Source organism: Vibrio sp. MACH09, assembly GCF_033238805.1.
Classification (GTDB): Bacteria; Pseudomonadota; Gammaproteobacteria; order Enterobacterales; family Vibrionaceae; genus Vibrio.
Genome location: NZ_BSFZ01000002.1, coordinates 1,194,264 through 1,210,651, shown reverse-complemented (window position 1 = coordinate 1,210,651; position 16,388 = coordinate 1,194,264). Strand labels below are relative to the sequence as shown.

Sequence of the window (16,388 nt, the reverse complement as noted above, 5' to 3'; positions counted from 1 at the left end):
TTTTGTAAGTAAAATTTTACATTATGACCTGAGACTCTGGGACATTGATTTTGTATTTCTCGTCGCATTTTCCGCTAGGAACATTTTGCCCCGTTCCCTAGGATGGTTGCTTCTAAAAGAGCAGTCCAACCATTGTTATTTTTCCGGTCAGGAGAGGCTCCGGCACTGACAAGCCTATCAACAACTTTACCCGCACCCTGATAGCTAGCGTAAACGACACATAGGCTTCATTCATCTTCTTTTTTATTACAGGCTTGCCGGTAACACACTTGATTTCGTCCCTGCTCTTTAGCCTGATAGAGGGCTCTATCGGCTTCTTTCAATAGATCGCCAAAACAATTGTTCCCTCGGCTGCATACTGATACCCCAATACTAATGGTGCAGTGGATGCTATTTCCTTCATCCTCAAAACTATATTCGTCCACTGCGCGTCTTATTCGCTCTGCGAGCAACAGTGCCTCCTGCCGCTCCGTCTCAGGTAGTAGCACTGCAAATTCTTCGCCTCCGAGACGAGCTACCGTATCAACTTCTCTTAACTCCTTAGTCAGCAAAACCGCGATCTGTTTTAAAACGACATCTCCTGAAAAATGACCGTAGGTGTCATTAATTTTCTTGAAAAAATCGATGTCTAACATTAGTAAACTCAAATTATTTTGATAGCGCGTACAACGCGCAACTTCATTTTTCATTACTTCCATAAAGTGACGACGGTTACTTAAGCCGGTAAGTGAATCCTTCATTGCCACTTCATTTAATGCGGCCTCTCTCTTGATAACCTCTTTCTCGTAATAAATAAAACTCTTGGTCATATCTGTTAGTTCATCATTACGCGTCTCAGTGATATTCGCTTCTCGGCCAGCTATACGTTCCAAAATCGCTGAATTCAGGTTTACTAGACGCAATACAAGGTTATGGTGAAAATAATAGATGACCCAAGCGATCGAACAGAGCAGTATAAAATAGAGAATAACTAGTACCGAGGTCATCTTTTCAACATTGCTGTTCAAATGACTTGTCGTGTTTGCCGCATCGTCAATGAGTTCATTGAAGAGTGTCGTTTGTGTCGCCTTGAAATCACTCACCACTTTTTTGGCAAAGTTGGCTCTGCTGGCGCTCTCGATTGCTACCTTTACTCTTGAATGCATTAAGGCAATCAATCCATCTCTACCTAATAGCTCATCGTTAACTCTTTTCTCCAGCAATAAAATCTCGTCTTTGTAAAACAACGGCACCTTGCCGGACGACTCCTTTAGTTTTTCAGCGTCATTTTTAAGTGTCGATTCAATGCGCTTTAATTTATACAGTGTGGTTAAAGTACTAGACTCACCTGCCAAACTCAGCATATGAACCGAAGTGTTCACCCACTCAGTAATTGCGTTTCTATCTGCTTCAGTAATTTGATGTGAGTTTGAGTCATTCTTAAAAGTAACCACATCTTTCATCAGTTCAAATAAACTCAGTACCTTAATTTTACTTTGTTCATTTATTTTTATTTTTCTGGCAATGAGCTGGTTTAAGTCTGCTAATACACGTTCTAATATGATCAATTCATTATTCAGCTCTTCAAATACAGTAACCTCATTTGAAAACTTAGTCCGTATATCAATACTATTCTGCTGAATGCGCTTATAAGCTATACGTCGGGAAGATTCTGAACTCGCTGCTGCTAAGCGCTCAGTCTCGATCAGTAAATTATCAAACTTACTTGCGTTGGATGCATCGAGTACGATCTGTGGAATGGTCTCTTTAACCAGAAGATTAAGCGCTCCGTTAAAACTGTACAAACCCGCTAAAGTCAAACCAGAAATAATAATTAGAGACAGAGTAATGACAGACAAGCTAATTCTAACTGTACGAGAAACACTCGTTCGGGCTATTTTGCCTTCAACCCCCGAGTATTTCAGCCTTAACTTATTCTTTTTCTTGTTTAGAAACATCTATCGCCTCATTAGGTACTGCAAATTTGACTGATTCTACCTTCAACTTTCGGGCTCACTTCGCCTCTTTCACTAATATAAGCCCTGACAAGTTCCCACATAATCAAGCTTACTTTTTTACTGTTTAACGGCTGCTTGCCTTTAAACATAACAAAACCATCTCCGCCTCTGGCTAAATATTCTGAAGTCGCGATAGTGTATTGTTTATCAAGTGCTATTGGCTGGCCGCCGATAGTCACCGAGCCGACACGCTGCCCTACCGGAGAATCCGGACACCAGCTGAACTTCATGCCGGATACTTGCAAAAACCTCCCCTTAACCTGTTCAACTAAACTTAATCCATTTTCTAAAGCAGCAAGGATATCCTGTCCGCTAGCCTGAAACAGAACACTAGGAGGATCAAAAGGCAGCTCACTTTGAATATCTTTGCGGGTTAACTCTGCCCCTGCTGCATACTCTTTGTTCCCTCTTATCGAACCACCGTTAACAAGCGCTATATCGGCGTTATAATATTCACGAAGCGCATCTGCTACCAAATTACCAAAGGCGACTTCTTCTGATCGTACTTTTTCTCGTCTGGACGTAATCTTAGAGGTCACTTTACCTACTGGCGTGTTCATTATTCCGTCCAAAGCAGACAAGTAATAGTTAATCTTATTTGAAAACTCTGGGTCGGGTTCGAAGTTGTTGAGAGAGATAAGTTCTGCACCAAATTCAGCTCTCTTGCGGTTATCGAACTTTACTTTTATCAAGGCCGCTTTCCCATCTTCTGTCCCCTGACTGACAAGCAAGCCATTACCTACAGGCAAAACACTATCTTGATGAGAATTTGAGTAAAGCAGCATATCAACCAACTCTTTCTCAATAAGATTTTTAAGTTGATCTTCTTCGTTACTGGCCATCAAAATCACCAAATCTGCCCCTTGTTCACGTAAAGAACGCGCTTTGTCCTCTATAAGGTCAAGACTAGGGTCAACCGAGATTCGGTCAGGTGGGTAGTTCTCTATAACCAAAGGGTCTAAGATACTAAAAACACAGGCTTTTATATCTTTCAGCTCAAAGCACATACTCTCCTCTGTGCTTTCAAATCGCCCTCCGGTTAGCGGATCGGTGATATTAATATTAATATAGGGAAATGCGGATTCCTGAATACGTAGTGACAGCTCATCCTCTTTAAATGCAAACTCTCTTTCATTGATAGCGACCGCATCAGGTTCCATCATGTTAAGCAGATCGATCATATGAGTTCCTCTGTCAAAAGAGGACATAAGGCTACCTGCCAAAAAGTCTCCGCCATGCAGAAAGAGCGTATTTTTGTTTGCCTGACGAGTTGCTTTAACTAATGATTGTAAATTTGCCAGCCCGCCAACTTTGCTTTCTCTGGAATCAACTTCAACGGTTTTCGAAACATAGATAATATTCAATTCAGTTTCTGCAATCGTCTTAAAAGAGAACATGAACCCAATGAAAATACCCACTATAATATGCAACAAAGTTTTATTCATGACTCACCTAATTTGTAAACTATCGACACAGACAATCAATAAGATAATTAACATATTTTAAAGTTATAATATTAATCATTAGGCTAGAAATCGAAAAGTTTCAATTTTGTTCACGATTGTTATTGCCAAATGAATTTCATTTAAAGCTCAAAGTCTCACCTGACACTCGTCCACTCACAAATATTTAAATTAAGTTACTTAGTTAAATTACTTAGCTAAATAAGATATGAATAACTTCATTTCTATACTCTTCAGATAAAAATATAGCGGCCAATTGGCCGCTAATTACTTGGGTATACTGAGTGTTAAATCAGACTGGAAGTTTAGTTACGCTTTGTTCACCTGAAACTCCGCGACCGCGCTATCCATCTCTATGGCCTGACTGGATACAGAATCTACTTCAGCTAAACAGTGCTGAGCCGACAAGGTATTGCTATCTGAAATTTTGTTCAGGTCGCCAATGGATGAACTGACCTGATTCATCACCGCGCCCTGCTCTAACGGGAAGCTTATATACAGTATCAACAACAAAAATCACACTGGGTATGTTCAAACCACTACCTGAGTAAACGACAGCATATGGCTATCATTAACCAGTTCCCCCTGAAGCAACCGTTTTTCAACTTCACTGGGGCTGTATTTATCCGTTTTAAATGCCGATATATGGACCTTATCCCCGGTCTCGATAAAGTTCTCTTCTCCCCAACCGGAGTAATTTGGCGCACCGGTATAGAGAATTAATTCTTCAGGGAAATTGTTCGCTGAAAACTCAGGATGAATCTCTTCATACATGCCCTCATCTTGCTGATGATTTACCCGCTCGATAATCCACTCGATAAGTTCTCCATGAAAGAGTTTGGTATCCAAACAATCAACTAACTCTGTCGCACAATGAAACTTACCATCCCGCTCAATATAGGAGATAAGATTCAAATTTTTGCCGTAGTTCGCTTTGGTGAACTCCTGCATCTGCCACCAAGTTGAATTAATTCCTTTAGATTTCTCTCCCCACGCCTTTCTCTGTGAGATTTTTGATGAACCGTCCAGCGAACGAATCGTGAAATCATTTCCAATTGTCATATGTGTTGCGGTTAATTCAGATAACCTGCCGTTTTGATAGCGAGTCGCAAATCGAATAACAAATTCTGGTTCGATATCTAGGTCAGTTCCGCTCTGCGGATACTTGGCTTCAACACCCGATGTAACCGTTTCCGGGTGATCACAATGAATCACAAATATGCCATTGGGTAATGGGTGCTCTTTTACATTCTCTGCGCCACTTAAATGGCCGAAGTAATTGCCAATGATTCCTATCGATATACTATTTAACATTTAAAACCTTATAAAAAACTCTCACTGTTTACCAATGAGAGAGTGGAGTGATGTAATGAACTAGAGCTCATTCCATTAATTTGAACAGATATTCAGCTGTGCTAATAACCAAGTGGCAGCTAACAAATCGGCACTTCCGCCTGGACTTAAATTTTTCGCTATTAATTGCTGGTCGAAATTAGAAATAGAAGCATCATAGTTGAACTCCGAACATGCAAAGCTATCAAGCAATTTCTGAGCTTCTTTTTTTACAAAATTCAACCCTTCTATGCCGCCTCTATTTATCAAATTGGTGTCATTGTTATTCGCCATCAAAGAGAGCAAGGTTTTAGATAGAGCTTGCTCCTCAGAATAGGCTTTATTTATATGCTCTTCATAAACCGGCAAAGCACAATCAAAAATAGTGGGGTATCCTAACGCAGCTTCTCCCCGAATGCCTGTAAAACCATAGTCATGAAAAATGCGTTCTCCCGCGGTTTTCAAATTAGCGGTCTGTTTTTCGAGGTCATCTCGCACAATAGTTGCGCAGCAAGATTGAATCACTTCACGCACCTGAGACGCATTAAACGGAACATTGCGTTGGTGCAACCAACCGACTGCACCGCATATAAGACCAAGGGTAAATATCATTCCTTTGTGTGTGTTCACATTGTTTGTAGCGGTAAACATCGCATGTTCGGCTTGTATGCCGACTTCTCTAAGGGGTAACAAAAGATCCGCCGGAGAAGAGTGATGAAACTCCATCCCGACGCTGACAAACTTTTTCATATAAGGCCGAAGCGCATCAGAACTGGCAATAAAGGTACCAATATCCATATCCCGGTGAGCGCCCGATGATGCGCAGTCCACCAACCCCGCCTTGGGCGTTAAATGCGCTTCTAGCATCATAGCGTGATAAGCCAGATTACCCACAAGCTCTGTAATATTAAGTTTTAACTTTCCACTCGATGACGTTCTATATAGACAGCAATCATTGAGTAACCAGCGGATCGAGTTGCTCGCAATCATTTATCATCTCACTCATTTTTTGTTTAAGTTCTGACAACGCATGGTTTCTGCTTCGAGCGCAAACCTTCGCATCTCTATCACATAACAGGCATGGTCGTCGCGCCAGTCTTAGGTTGTCTCTGGAAAGTGCAGCACCCTTATTATCAACAACATCGATATCGAATAACCGACCTAAAGGGTGTTCATCTTCTATGTTCACCATCCGTCGCTTCAGCACTTCTACGCTGCTCGATTCCACCGCAATTAAAAGCTCTACTCCGGTGACCGAGCTAAACTTTTCGATACTGATGATAGATAAGTTCTCTGTGCGGCAAGCTTCTAAAATCGCAATATAGCCACGCTCAAATGCAATTTGTGAAAGCTTGTTTCGCTTGATCTCACCCATCATATTGATGGTGAAACTTATAAGGGGAAGCGAGTAGTCCTTTACCCACTTCTGTTGCCGGCTCACTCGCCGTTCCCTATTATCCAGTACCTGTTGGAGCGTTACTTTTGGCCCAGCAAACAATATTTAGTCCTTAACTTGTTTGATGACATCAATAACAGAACCATCACGGTAACGAACATAGCCTACAACATTATCCAAATACTCTATCGCTTTGGGTTTTCCAGTTAACTTCTCTGCACGTTGCTGAAGGGCGTTAATATCAAAGGTTTCGATACCTGCCTCTTCAAGACGGCGTTTAACCTCTTCGCGTTTAGGATTAACGGCAACACCATGATCCGTGACTAACACATCGATTTGCGAGCCCGGTGTAACCACATTTAACACTGAATTGACTACCGTTGGTATGCGCCCTCTTACAAGAGGCGCGACGATAATGGTCAGATTTGCCGAGGCAGCAGTATCACTATGACCACCAGACGCACCACGAATTACCCCATCAGAACCGGTAATCACGTTCACATTAAAATCAACATCAATTTCCAAAGCACTAAGAATCACCACATCAAGTCTTTCTACTGTCGCCCCTAATGATGAAGGGTTCGCGTATTGATTAGCGGAGATCTCAATATGTTTTGGATTACGAGCTAACGAATCAGCGGCATCTGAGTCGAAGGACTGCACATCTAATAGAGTCGAGATTAACCCTTTTTCGTGCATCGCCACCATGGTAGAAGTGATGCCACCTAAACCAAAACTTGCCGTGACATTGTGTTTGGTCATTTTATCTTCTAAGAAACGCGTTACGGCTAATGAGGCACCGCCAGATCCTGTCTGCAAAGTAAATCCATCGTAGAAATAACCTGAGTGCTCAATCACATCAGCGGCCTTTCTTGCAATCAGGAGCTCTCTAGGGTTCTTGGTCATTCGCGTCGCGTCGCCACCAATTTTTGATGCGTCGCCAACTTCTTCTACTTTCACGATCGCATCAACCTGATCTTGCGAAATTGACGCAGGAGAGTTCGGATAAGCAACCAACTCTTCCGTCAGAACAATAACCTTATCGGCATACTGCGCATCTACTTTGGCGTAACCTAGAGAGCCGCATCGAGATCGACCAACAATCGCATTGGCATTACCAAACTCATCACTGCTTGATACCCCAATAAACGCCACATCTATGTTTAGCTCCCCCGTTTCAACTAAATGCACCCGGCCGCCATGGGAGTGAATTTGAATTGGCTGTTTCATTAACCCGCGAGATATCTCCTCAGCAAGCTGTCCCCGAACGCCAGATGTATAGATTTTTCCTACAACACCATTTTTTATATGCTCAACAATAGGCACATGAATGGTTGATAGAGAGCTAGACGCCAATGTCAGGTCTTTAAAGCCCATCTCTGCTATAACTTCCATCACCTTGTTAATGATTTTATCTCCACCACGAAATGAGTGATGAAATGAAATCGTCATGCCATCTTTTAAGCCGCAATTTTCTATCGCACTTTCGATAGATGCATGCATTTTTCGGTCAAGCCTATTGGTTTTATCTACCATTCGTGCAGTGATCTCATGAGCATCGCTAAACGGTCGCATATTGCGGTGTCCATTGGCAGGAATTTCAATCTCTCTGTTTAATACATTCTTAATCGTTGTCATAGCAATGCCCTACTCTTTAATTCCTGTTTTTGCTCGTTCAAGTGTCCAGCGAGCTCTTTCAATGATTGGGCCATCAACCATTTTCCCGTTCAAAGATGCAACACCAGAGCCTTGGGCTTCTGCTTCTTCTGCAACTTCTATAACGGCGATAGCGTGGTCGACTTCAGCCTGAGAAGGAGCAAAAACGTTGTGCAACAATTCTATTTGACGCGGATTGATGAGTGACTTGCCGTCAAAACCAAGAGACTTAATATGCTCCGCTTCATTGAGAAAACCTTGTTCATTGTTCGCATCGGAATACACGGTATCGAAGGCCATAATTCCCGCCGCTCGTGCTGCTTGTAAGATAGAACAGCGAGCAAACAATAGTTCGGTGCCTTCAGGGGTACGCTGCGTTCTTAAGTCTCGTACATAATCTTCTGCGCCAAGCGCGATACCAATAAGACGATCTGACGCGGTAGCAATTTCAACAGCATTATTGATCCCCATAGCAGACTCAATAGCGGCAAGCATACGAGTGCTGCGCGGCGCGCGGCCAAACTGCTCTTCTGCTTCTGAAATTAGTTTATCCATATCAATAACATCTTGAGCACTGTCCGTTTTAGCTAAACGGACTGCGGTGACTCCTGCTTTTACCACCGCTCTAACATCTTCACGGCCAAATTTGGTATCCAGTCCATTCACCCTGACAATGGTTTCAATTCCTTGATAAAAAGGGTGTTGCAAAGCGTTATAAACCAACATGCGTGCCGTATCTTTCTCCCGAAGTGATACCGAATCTTCCAGATCAAACATGATGGCATCTGGCGTATAAATAAATGAGTTGCTTAACATCGCTGCGTTAGAGCCGGGCACAAACAGCATGCTTCTACGTAACTTAGCCATTACAAGTTTCCCCAAGCCATTTGTTCTGTTTTCGCTGCGCGCATAACCGCAGCCTGTACTCGAGCTCTGATAACACAGTCAAGAGCGCCTTTGTCATTGACAGTAACGCACGCGGCTTCAACGCCCATTTTGCAGAGTGTCTCTTCTACAACTTGTGTAATCTGTTCACTAAACTGTTTCTCTACAGAGCTTGTGATTTCTATCTCTAACGTTTTGCTTTCAGAAGGCCAGACCTCAACTAACAGGTCACTGGACTCCAGCGTTCCGGCATAAGATCGCTGAGCGATTATCATTTTATTTCCTCGTAAATCGTGTGTTGGAGTAGGTCAAAATTTTGATTCGAGGCGGAAAGGCAAGCTATTTACCAATTCGTCTATATCCCCAGCACTGCTTCACCGTTGCAATGCCGAAGTCAGGTCTATTTTCCGTATTAAGCGCGACGAATTAGCGACAACAATCAAGCTTCTCAGCAAGTTAAAAATCATTAATGGATTTTATGAATTTAATCTTTACTTTAAGGTGGCTTTATTCAAAGGGCAGAAAAGAGTGTGCTAAGAGAGGTTGTTCAGTCTGAAAGGGGTTGGGGCAAGATATTGTTAGTGCTTCAGAAATAGTCGCGAAGGATCAACCGACCCTAATAATAGAGCATCCTTACAGGACGCTCTATTTTATATGAGGGTTAACTTCATTCGGTAAACGGTATAAAAGAATGGCAAGCCCGAAATGGAGAAACTAACTGGACTTTAAATACACTCGTTCAGGTCGGCCAACCCTGCCGTGTTCATTTTCTGCTTGCAAAAATCCACTAGAAGCACAGTATTCAAGATAACGTCGAGCGGTGGTTTTACTGATACCGACCTGTTCTCCTAAGCTTTCGGCAGTAAATCTAGTACCAACGTTTCTGATAAAGACCTCTTTGATTTTATCTAAAGTTAACTCACCAATCCCTTTTGGTAACGTCTTTGCCGTTTTATCTCTCACTTGGATATTAAATAAGTCGTCCACATGTCGCTGGCTTATGTTGTCGTAGGCATTGAGTGCGCTGTAGTATTTTAAATACCGATTTAAGGTGTCTTTTAACCGATCGTAAGCGATGGGTTTTAAAATATAATCAAAGCATCCGCAGTGCATGGCATCTTTTACCGTATCCATTTCGCTAGCTGCGGTAACCAGAATAACATCTGGTTTTTTTTCATTCTTTTCCGAGACAATCTCACGCAATAGATCGACACCCAGCCCATCAGGTAAGTAGTTATCCAAAATGACAAGTTGAGGTTTATGAACCTTAATCATGGTTCTCGCCATGTTCAGATTAGAAGCTATTCCCACAGGATTGAAGCGAAACATCTGTCTTAAAAACTGGGCATGTAACTCAGCGATTCCTACTTCGTCTTCTACTATTACTACGTCTATCAATTCCATCATCTATGTCCGTCTTTTTGGAATAAAAATTGAAAAAATGGTTCCTTTGGGTTCCGCATCATCAACCAAAATCATACCACCTGCATTTGTTACATAGCGATGAACAAGATAAAGTCCGATGCCATGCCCCTCACTCTTTTTTTTACTTGTCACCCCACGCCGATACAGGGAATCTGCCACGTCCGGATCAATACCCGTACCATTATCTGCCACTTCCATAACCAACTCTTTTCCTGCATCTGTGATCAAAAATGTGACGACTTTATTGCTATTCGGGTTGTTAAGAGACGCTTCAAAAGCATTGTCTAACAAGTTACCTATTACTGCCGACAACTCATTTACATCAATCATCTCTGTTGAGGCCGATAGCTCACATGTTGGGTCAAATTGTAGCTCTAAGCCTAACTCTTTTGAGCGAGTATATTTGCCTAACAACAAGCCTGCAATTTGGTTGTTTTTAATGTTTTTCCTAATATAGTCAATTAATCTTTGATTATTATTGTTCTCTTGATTAATTAATAACAGCGCCGCGTCACTGTCACCAATTTCAATAAGACCAGAGATCATAGACAATTTATTTGCGTATTCATGTCTTAATACCCTTAAATTATCGGTGTATTGTTTTATTTGCGTCAGCTCTGCGGTTAATGAGTTAATATCATCTTTGCGTCTAAAACTAACCACCCAGCCAATAAGAAGATCCGCTTCTATCATAGCAACACGATTCGCGATAAAGGTACTTCCATTAAAATAGACAATCTCATCTTTTATATTTTTATCAAAAGGCTCCTGAAAAAATATTTTCGTTTGAGACAAATACTCTAGAATACTGCTATTTTTCAGTTCACTAGCTTGTTTATTAATACCCAACATCGCAAGCGCTGTTTTGTTAATCGCCAAAATCTTGCCTTGCTTATCAATGGCAATCACTCCCTCGTAGACAGATTTCAGTATCGAATTTTGTAGATATAAGGCCAGCGCTATCTGCGAAGGCTCCATGCCATTCATTTTCCGCTTAATATGACGAGAAAAAAACCACGCACCGATGATTGTCAAAATGAATACCGTAAGCACGTCGTAAGCAAAAGGTTTTGCATAAAACAATAGCCATTGATCAAAACGGTTGAGTAAGTAACCCACCGATACAACACCGATGATTGAGCCGTCAAAATCAATAATAGGCGTTTTGCCTCGAACACCGTAACCTAAGCTTCCCTCTCTAATAGAAACGTAAGATTCACCTCTTTCTAGTGCCCCCGCGTTATCGCCGCCCTGCATAGGGAAACCAATTTTATCCTCAACTGGGTGAGCCAGACGAATGCCTTCTGTATCTCCAACAACAATAAAACTGGCATCTGAGATCTTGGTTAAACGCTCGATCAGTTTTTTAATCTCTGGCTGATTTCTCACTCTGACGTCATTAATTAACTCAGGATCACTGGCAATTTCCTGCGCCTGAATCAGTGCTCGAGTTCCGACCTGATCCTCAAGTGTATCAAGCAAGGCTGAATGGAAATTACTGCTCATGAATACAAGCTGCAGAGTTAGCAAAGCAAAAATGAGAAGAAAAACTTTTTTCCTGAATGAAAAACCAAACTTCACTTTACTTATCAATTGATGAGAGATTTCATTCATAACCCGATGCCCAGCTAGCTGTTCTTGATATATTCCACTTAATTATAGTTTTAATAATAATATAATTCACCACTAAATCTAAACAGTGTGATAACGGATATAAAAACCGAATATATTATATCTATCATCATTAACATATTCTTTAAGTAAAACAGTACGCCACAATCAAGACTCATATTTTTACTAGTATTTAATGCACCTAATGGTTTTAATGAATTTAATTATTGTCCATCCCATTCACTCAACGGTTAGATAATATCCATCATCAAATATATCGAGTTATACCAATCACATTCATTATCTAGAAAAAGTGAACTCAATTTCTCAGAATAACTAAGAGCACCATAGCAAGTTATAATTAAATATCGCGTCCATTCATGTCTTTTTTTGTCCGTTTCTGTCAATTTAATCAAATTTTATACTACCGAACAGATACTAAGCTGGATGAATATAAATGAAAGAAGCAGAGGTTCTGAGGACGTACGTCATTAGAAAGTAATCAAATATTGATTCTTGTGCTGATCGGATTTAATTCCGCCCAAAAAAAAGACCTCTCGAAAAAGGTCTTTGGTGGCTTAAGTTTTACGTTTTACGTTTTACGTTTTACCCAAAATAATACGGTTAGATACTTTTTACAGTGATACTTTTTTTCCAGATTTCAATGATTCTAATGCCGCTTCTGCAAGAACCAATGCATACTCACCGTCATCACCGTTACAGCTTGGTTGGCAACGTTTAGCTATCACATCAACAAAGTGGCTCCATTCTGAAATATAAGCCGCTTCATAACGCTCAAGGAAGAATGGGTGTGGTTTTTCTGCATTACAACCCGTTTCACCCCAGTGCTCAACAAGGCTTTCCAGCATATTATTCGCCTGAAGAAGACCTTTCTCGCCGTGAAGTTCCATGCGTTGATCATAACCATAGCCAGAACGGCGACTATTCATGATGGTTGCTGTGGCACCATTTTTAAATTCGATAATAATTGTCGCAGTATCAATATCACCCGCGTGACCAATAGCAGGATCGACGACACAACTGCCGCTTGCATAAATAGATACTGGCTCGTCACCAATAATAAAACGTGCCATATCCAAATCATGCACCGTCATATCGCGGAACATACCGCCAGACACTTCACTGTATTCCGCTGGCGGTGGCGAAGGATCTCTAGATGTGATGAGCAATGATTCTGCTTTACCAATTACACCAGCGCCAAACTGCTCTTTTACTTTACGGAACTGAGGGTCAAAACGACGATTAAAACCCACTAGCATTGGTACTTCGTATCGCTTAACAACAGAAAGACATTCGCGCACACGTTCAAGGGAAAGGTCGATCGGCTTCTCACAGAAAATCGCCTTTCCATTTTTCGCCGCCATCATTGTTAGGTCTGCATGCGTATCTGTTGCAGAGCCAATACAAACAGCATCTATTTCTGGGTCTGTCATTGCTTGTTCAATTGTTTGAACTTTAGCACCATAGGCCGCACAAATTTGTTGCGCACCTTCGAGGTATGGGTCAATAACAGAATAAAGATTTGTTTCAGGGTGATTATTAATATTTAGTGCATGAACCTTTCCGATGCGGCCCGCACCAAACAAAGCAATATTAAACATAATTACATTCTCTAAGTTGTTGTTAATAATTGTGGAGTCTATTTTTTTAAATGCTTTTTGGCATATTCGTCTGAGTTCACCCAATTATGATCGGCTTCCCAAGTAAATAACCATTTACGCGTTGGTCCAGCCATTACATTTAGATAATAACTATCGTAACCGGCGATGGTCGCGACTGGATGATAGCCTTTAGGTGCTTTTACAACGTCTTTGTTATATACAGCCATAGATTCGTCGAGTGTGCGATCATCGGTATAAACTCGTTGTAAACAAAATCCCTGAGAAGGGTTCAGACGGTGATAATACGTTTCTTCTAAATAGGTTTCTGTTTCTGTCGCTTCATCATGTTTATGGCTTGGATAAGAGCTAGTACAGCCTTCATCCGTATAAACTTCTACCACAAGCAGACTATCTGCTTCTTTATAATCCGGAAGAATATTATGAACATAGCGTTGGTTTGCGCCTGCCCCGCGATGTTCTGCATCGATGTCGTCTGGCGCAATAAGACGAGTCTCATGGCTGCCTTTTCCGGGGGCGGTACAGATCGCTATTTCTAGATCGGTATGAGATTTGATTGTGTATGCTTCATTGTTCGCAATATAAACCGCATAAGGCTTTTTGCGTTCAAAAGGACTCATTCTGTCGCCAATTTCTTCAAATAATTTTGAATCCGTTTGAACTGTCGCTTTACCAGAAATAATAACGACACAAGTTTCTTTATCTGATGCTTCAAACTTTAAAGATTGGCTAGGATTTAGTTCATAAGCTTTAAATCCTACATAGTCCCATCCTGCCGATTCTGGTGTGATGTCTTGTGTCGGCGTGGAACCGTTCACATACTCGTATTTTGATAATAATTTAGACATAAAGATCCCAAACTTACTGTTATATAAGGTAAATATTCGTTGGAATTAACTATTGATACAAACTACCACTGCGAAATATAAATTTCAAAATAAATTAAATGCGAATCAATTATTTTATTTGATGTGTGATAGCGATCATATCAACCCCCTACCTTAGAGGGTTGATATACCTTGTTAGTATTGACGTGCCTTAGTAGCTAAAACCTCTTTAATGCTTGCGGCAGCATCAACAACTTCTTGTTTTTTAGCCACTTGTGCCGTTCCGCAACGCCACCACGCTTCATAACCGTTGGTCATGGTTTTAGGCAGAGTTTTAATATCAATTAGGGTTGATACCGTCTGTTTTTTGGCATCTTCAACAGCAGCTATCAATTCAGCCTCCGTGCGCACGGTATAACTCTTACAACCATAACTTTCGGCATTCTTGGCAAAATCAACAGGTACAAGCTTGCCTGTCATTCTCCCTGTTTCTGGATCTCGGAAGCGATTTTCAGTCCCATAACTCCCCATGCCTTGACTCATTTGTAGGTTGTTAATACAACCAAACGCCGCATTATCAAACAGTATTACGTTGATTTTAATGCCTTCTTGGATTGCGGTTTGTAACTCCGAATGAAGCATCATGTAGGAACCATCTCCAACCATTGTATAAACAGGTTGCTCTGGGCTCGCTATCTTCGCACCAATCGATGCCGCAATTTCATACCCCATGCATGAGTAACCATATTCCATATGATATGTATCAGGATGTTTTGGTCGCCATACACGCTGAAGATCTCCCGGTAGCGAACCAGCAGCCCCAACAACAATCGCGTTATCTTCCAACGTTTGGTCGAGTAATCCTAAAATACGAGTCTGAGTTAGCTCAGTGTCTAATGAATCACGATACTCAATAAGCTGGCTATCAAAGTGACCATCCACTTCAGGCGTAAACTCATCGCTAAATTTGATATTAAATAAACGATCTAACTCTTGCTCCCATGCAGATTTAGCATCAACAATTTCATTTTTGTATTGAGTTAAATAGTTTTCTAAAACAAGTAAATTTTCGATCTCTTTTAACGCCGATTTTGCGTCAGCAACCACTGAAATTGCATCCAGTTTGCACGCATCAAATTCAGCGGTATTAATCGTTAAAAATTCCACTTCAGGATTTTGGAATAATGATTTTGAAGCAGTAGTAAAATCGGTAAAACGTGTACCGACACCGATAACTAAATCTGCGTCTTTTGCGACTAAGTTTGCAGCTAAACAGCCTGTTGTTCCTATCCCGCCAAGATTTAATTCATGACTGGCAACAATGGCACTTTTCCCAGCTTGTGTTTCTCCAAATGGAATATTGAATTTCTCAGAAAATTCTTGAAAAACACCATGTGCTTCTGAATATCGAACACCACCACCGCAAACTAGAATTGGTTTCTTCTTTCTCTTAATTAGATTTACAGCGTCACGAATCATTTCTGATGTTGCTGGACGGCGTTCTATTCTATGAACTCGTTTCTTGAAAAAGTAATCAGGGAAATCATAAGCTTCACCCTGTACATCTTGAGGTAAGCAGATAGTCACCGCGCCCGTATCAGCAGGGTCCGTAAGAACACGCATCGCATTGATCATTGCGGTCATCAGTTGTTCAGGACGATTCACCCTATCCCAATAACGTGACACAGGCTTAAAGCAGTCATTAGTGCTAATAGAACAGTCATGGAATTGCTCTACTTGCTGTAACACGGGATCTGGCTGACGGCTTGCGAATATATCTCCCGGAAGAAATAAAACCGGTATACGATTGGCTGTTGCCGTTGCTGCCGACGTGACCATATTTGCAGCGCCCGGACCAACAGATGACGTTACCGCGTAGATTTTTTTGCGTTTGTGCTGCTTAGCAAATCCCATTGCAATATGAGCCATGCCTTGCTCATTACAACCTTGATGTACAATAAGGCTTCCGGCATCTTCTTCTAATGCTTGGCCTAAACCGACTACGTTTCCATGTCCAAAAATCGTGAATACACCATGTATAAACTTATCTTGCTTACCATCGAACTCAACGTATTGTTGATTCATAAATTTTACTAGCGCTTGCGCAGTTGTCATTCGTATGGTGTTCATAACTACATCACTCCAAAAACTGGAAG

The 16,388-nt window shown here is 41.3% G+C and carries 14 protein-coding genes and 1 pseudogene; all 15 read right to left on the bottom strand.

Annotated features, from left to right (window positions below):
* Positions 1 to 74: 74 nt before the first annotated feature.
* A pseudogene (locus CHJ_RS24160) lies at positions 75 to 200 on the bottom strand (ankyrin repeat domain-containing protein); the annotation flags it as partial.
* A 27-nt stretch (positions 201 to 227) separates the two neighbouring features.
* Positions 228 to 1,937: a GGDEF domain-containing protein gene (locus CHJ_RS20555; protein WP_317918848.1), complete on the bottom strand. Its 1,710-nt coding sequence runs from the start codon at positions 1,935 to 1,937 to the stop codon at positions 228 to 230.
* Positions 1,938 to 1,948: 11 nt separating this feature from the next.
* Positions 1,949 to 3,442, bottom strand: a complete 1,494-nt coding sequence (locus tag CHJ_RS20550; RefSeq protein WP_317918847.1) for a bifunctional metallophosphatase/5'-nucleotidase — start codon at positions 3,440 to 3,442, stop codon at positions 1,949 to 1,951.
* Between the two features lie 327 nt (positions 3,443 to 3,769).
* Positions 3,770 to 3,925, bottom strand: coding sequence for a hypothetical protein (locus tag CHJ_RS20545; RefSeq protein WP_411861576.1), 156 nt, complete (start codon positions 3,923 to 3,925; stop codon positions 3,770 to 3,772).
* A gap of 66 nt (positions 3,926 to 3,991) precedes the next feature.
* The gene (locus tag CHJ_RS20540) at positions 3,992 to 4,774 is read right to left on the bottom strand and encodes a DUF5718 family protein (RefSeq protein ID WP_317918846.1); all 783 of its coding nucleotides are present in this window, start codon (positions 4,772 to 4,774) and stop codon (positions 3,992 to 3,994) included.
* Positions 4,775 to 4,849: 75 nt separating this feature from the next.
* Positions 4,850 to 5,782: a triphosphoribosyl-dephospho-CoA synthase CitG gene (gene citG, locus CHJ_RS20535; protein WP_317918845.1), complete on the bottom strand. Its 933-nt coding sequence runs from the start codon at positions 5,780 to 5,782 to the stop codon at positions 4,850 to 4,852.
* Positions 5,745 to 6,233, bottom strand: coding sequence for a citrate lyase holo-[acyl-carrier protein] synthase (gene citX, locus CHJ_RS20530; protein ID WP_317918844.1), 489 nt, complete (start codon positions 6,231 to 6,233; stop codon positions 5,745 to 5,747). The genes citG and citX overlap by 38 nt, the downstream gene beginning before the upstream one ends.
* A 60-nt stretch (positions 6,234 to 6,293) precedes the next feature.
* Positions 6,294 to 7,826 (bottom strand): citrate lyase subunit alpha, encoded by a 1,533-nt coding sequence (citF, locus tag CHJ_RS20525; RefSeq protein ID WP_411861575.1) that lies wholly within the window; start codon positions 7,824 to 7,826, stop codon positions 6,294 to 6,296.
* Positions 7,827 to 7,835: 9 nt separating this feature from the next.
* Entirely contained in the window at positions 7,836 to 8,711 is an 876-nt protein-coding gene (gene citE, locus CHJ_RS20520; RefSeq protein WP_317918843.1) for a citrate (pro-3S)-lyase subunit beta, read from the bottom strand.
* Positions 8,711 to 9,004, bottom strand: coding sequence for a citrate lyase acyl carrier protein (gene citD / locus CHJ_RS20515; RefSeq protein WP_317918842.1), 294 nt, complete (start codon positions 9,002 to 9,004; stop codon positions 8,711 to 8,713). Before citD ends, citE begins: the two co-directional genes overlap by 1 nt.
* A 439-nt stretch (positions 9,005 to 9,443) precedes the next feature.
* Positions 9,444 to 10,136: a response regulator gene (locus tag CHJ_RS20510; RefSeq protein WP_171753666.1), complete on the bottom strand. Its 693-nt coding sequence runs from the start codon at positions 10,134 to 10,136 to the stop codon at positions 9,444 to 9,446.
* Positions 10,137 to 11,768 (bottom strand): sensor histidine kinase, encoded by a 1,632-nt coding sequence (locus CHJ_RS20505; protein ID WP_171753667.1) that lies wholly within the window; start codon positions 11,766 to 11,768, stop codon positions 10,137 to 10,139. It abuts the gene before it with no gap.
* Between the two features lie 632 nt (positions 11,769 to 12,400).
* The gene (gene iolG, locus CHJ_RS20500; RefSeq protein ID WP_171753668.1) at positions 12,401 to 13,387 is read right to left on the bottom strand and encodes an inositol 2-dehydrogenase; all 987 of its coding nucleotides are present in this window, start codon (positions 13,385 to 13,387) and stop codon (positions 12,401 to 12,403) included.
* Positions 13,388 to 13,425: 38 nt separating this feature from the next.
* Entirely contained in the window at positions 13,426 to 14,253 is an 828-nt protein-coding gene (gene iolB, locus CHJ_RS20495; RefSeq protein ID WP_317918841.1) for a 5-deoxy-glucuronate isomerase, read from the bottom strand.
* A 174-nt stretch (positions 14,254 to 14,427) separates the two neighbouring features.
* Positions 14,428 to 16,362, bottom strand: a complete 1,935-nt coding sequence (gene iolD / locus CHJ_RS20490; RefSeq protein ID WP_171753670.1) for a 3D-(3,5/4)-trihydroxycyclohexane-1,2-dione acylhydrolase (decyclizing) — start codon at positions 16,360 to 16,362, stop codon at positions 14,428 to 14,430.
* Positions 16,363 to 16,388 lie beyond the last annotated feature (26 nt).

Bases quoted from the DNA above. Each gene is read 5' to 3' on its own strand.
- CHJ_RS20550 (WP_317918847.1), bottom strand. From the start codon at position 3,442: ATGAATAAAACTTTGTTGCATATTATAGTGGGTATTTTCATTGGGTTC.
- citG (WP_317918845.1), bottom strand. From the start codon at position 5,782: ATGATTGCGAGCAACTCGATCCGCTGGTTACTCAATGATTGCTGTCTA.
- citD (WP_317918842.1), bottom strand. From the start codon at position 9,004: ATGATAATCGCTCAGCGATCTTATGCCGGAACGCTGGAGTCCAGTGAC.
- citE (WP_317918843.1), bottom strand. From the start codon at position 8,711: ATGGCTAAGTTACGTAGAAGCATGCTGTTTGTGCCCGGCTCTAACGCA.
- iolG (WP_171753668.1), bottom strand. From the start codon at position 13,387: ATGTTTAATATTGCTTTGTTTGGTGCGGGCCGCATCGGAAAGGTTCAT.
- CHJ_RS20545 (WP_411861576.1), bottom strand. From the start codon at position 3,925: ATGAATCAGGTCAGTTCATCCATTGGCGACCTGAACAAAATTTCAGAT.
- iolD (WP_171753670.1), bottom strand. From the start codon at position 16,362: ATGAACACCATACGAATGACAACTGCGCAAGCGCTAGTAAAATTTATG.
- iolB (WP_317918841.1), bottom strand. From the start codon at position 14,253: ATGTCTAAATTATTATCAAAATACGAGTATGTGAACGGTTCCACGCCG.
- CHJ_RS20540 (WP_317918846.1), bottom strand. From the start codon at position 4,774: ATGTTAAATAGTATATCGATAGGAATCATTGGCAATTACTTCGGCCAT.
- CHJ_RS20505 (WP_171753667.1), bottom strand. From the start codon at position 11,768: ATGAATGAAATCTCTCATCAATTGATAAGTAAAGTGAAGTTTGGTTTT.
- citF (WP_411861575.1), bottom strand. From the start codon at position 7,826: ATGACAACGATTAAGAATGTATTAAACAGAGAGATTGAAATTCCTGCC.
- CHJ_RS20510 (WP_171753666.1), bottom strand. From the start codon at position 10,136: ATGATGGAATTGATAGACGTAGTAATAGTAGAAGACGAAGTAGGAATC.
- CHJ_RS20555 (WP_317918848.1), bottom strand. From the start codon at position 1,937: ATGTTTCTAAACAAGAAAAAGAATAAGTTAAGGCTGAAATACTCGGGG.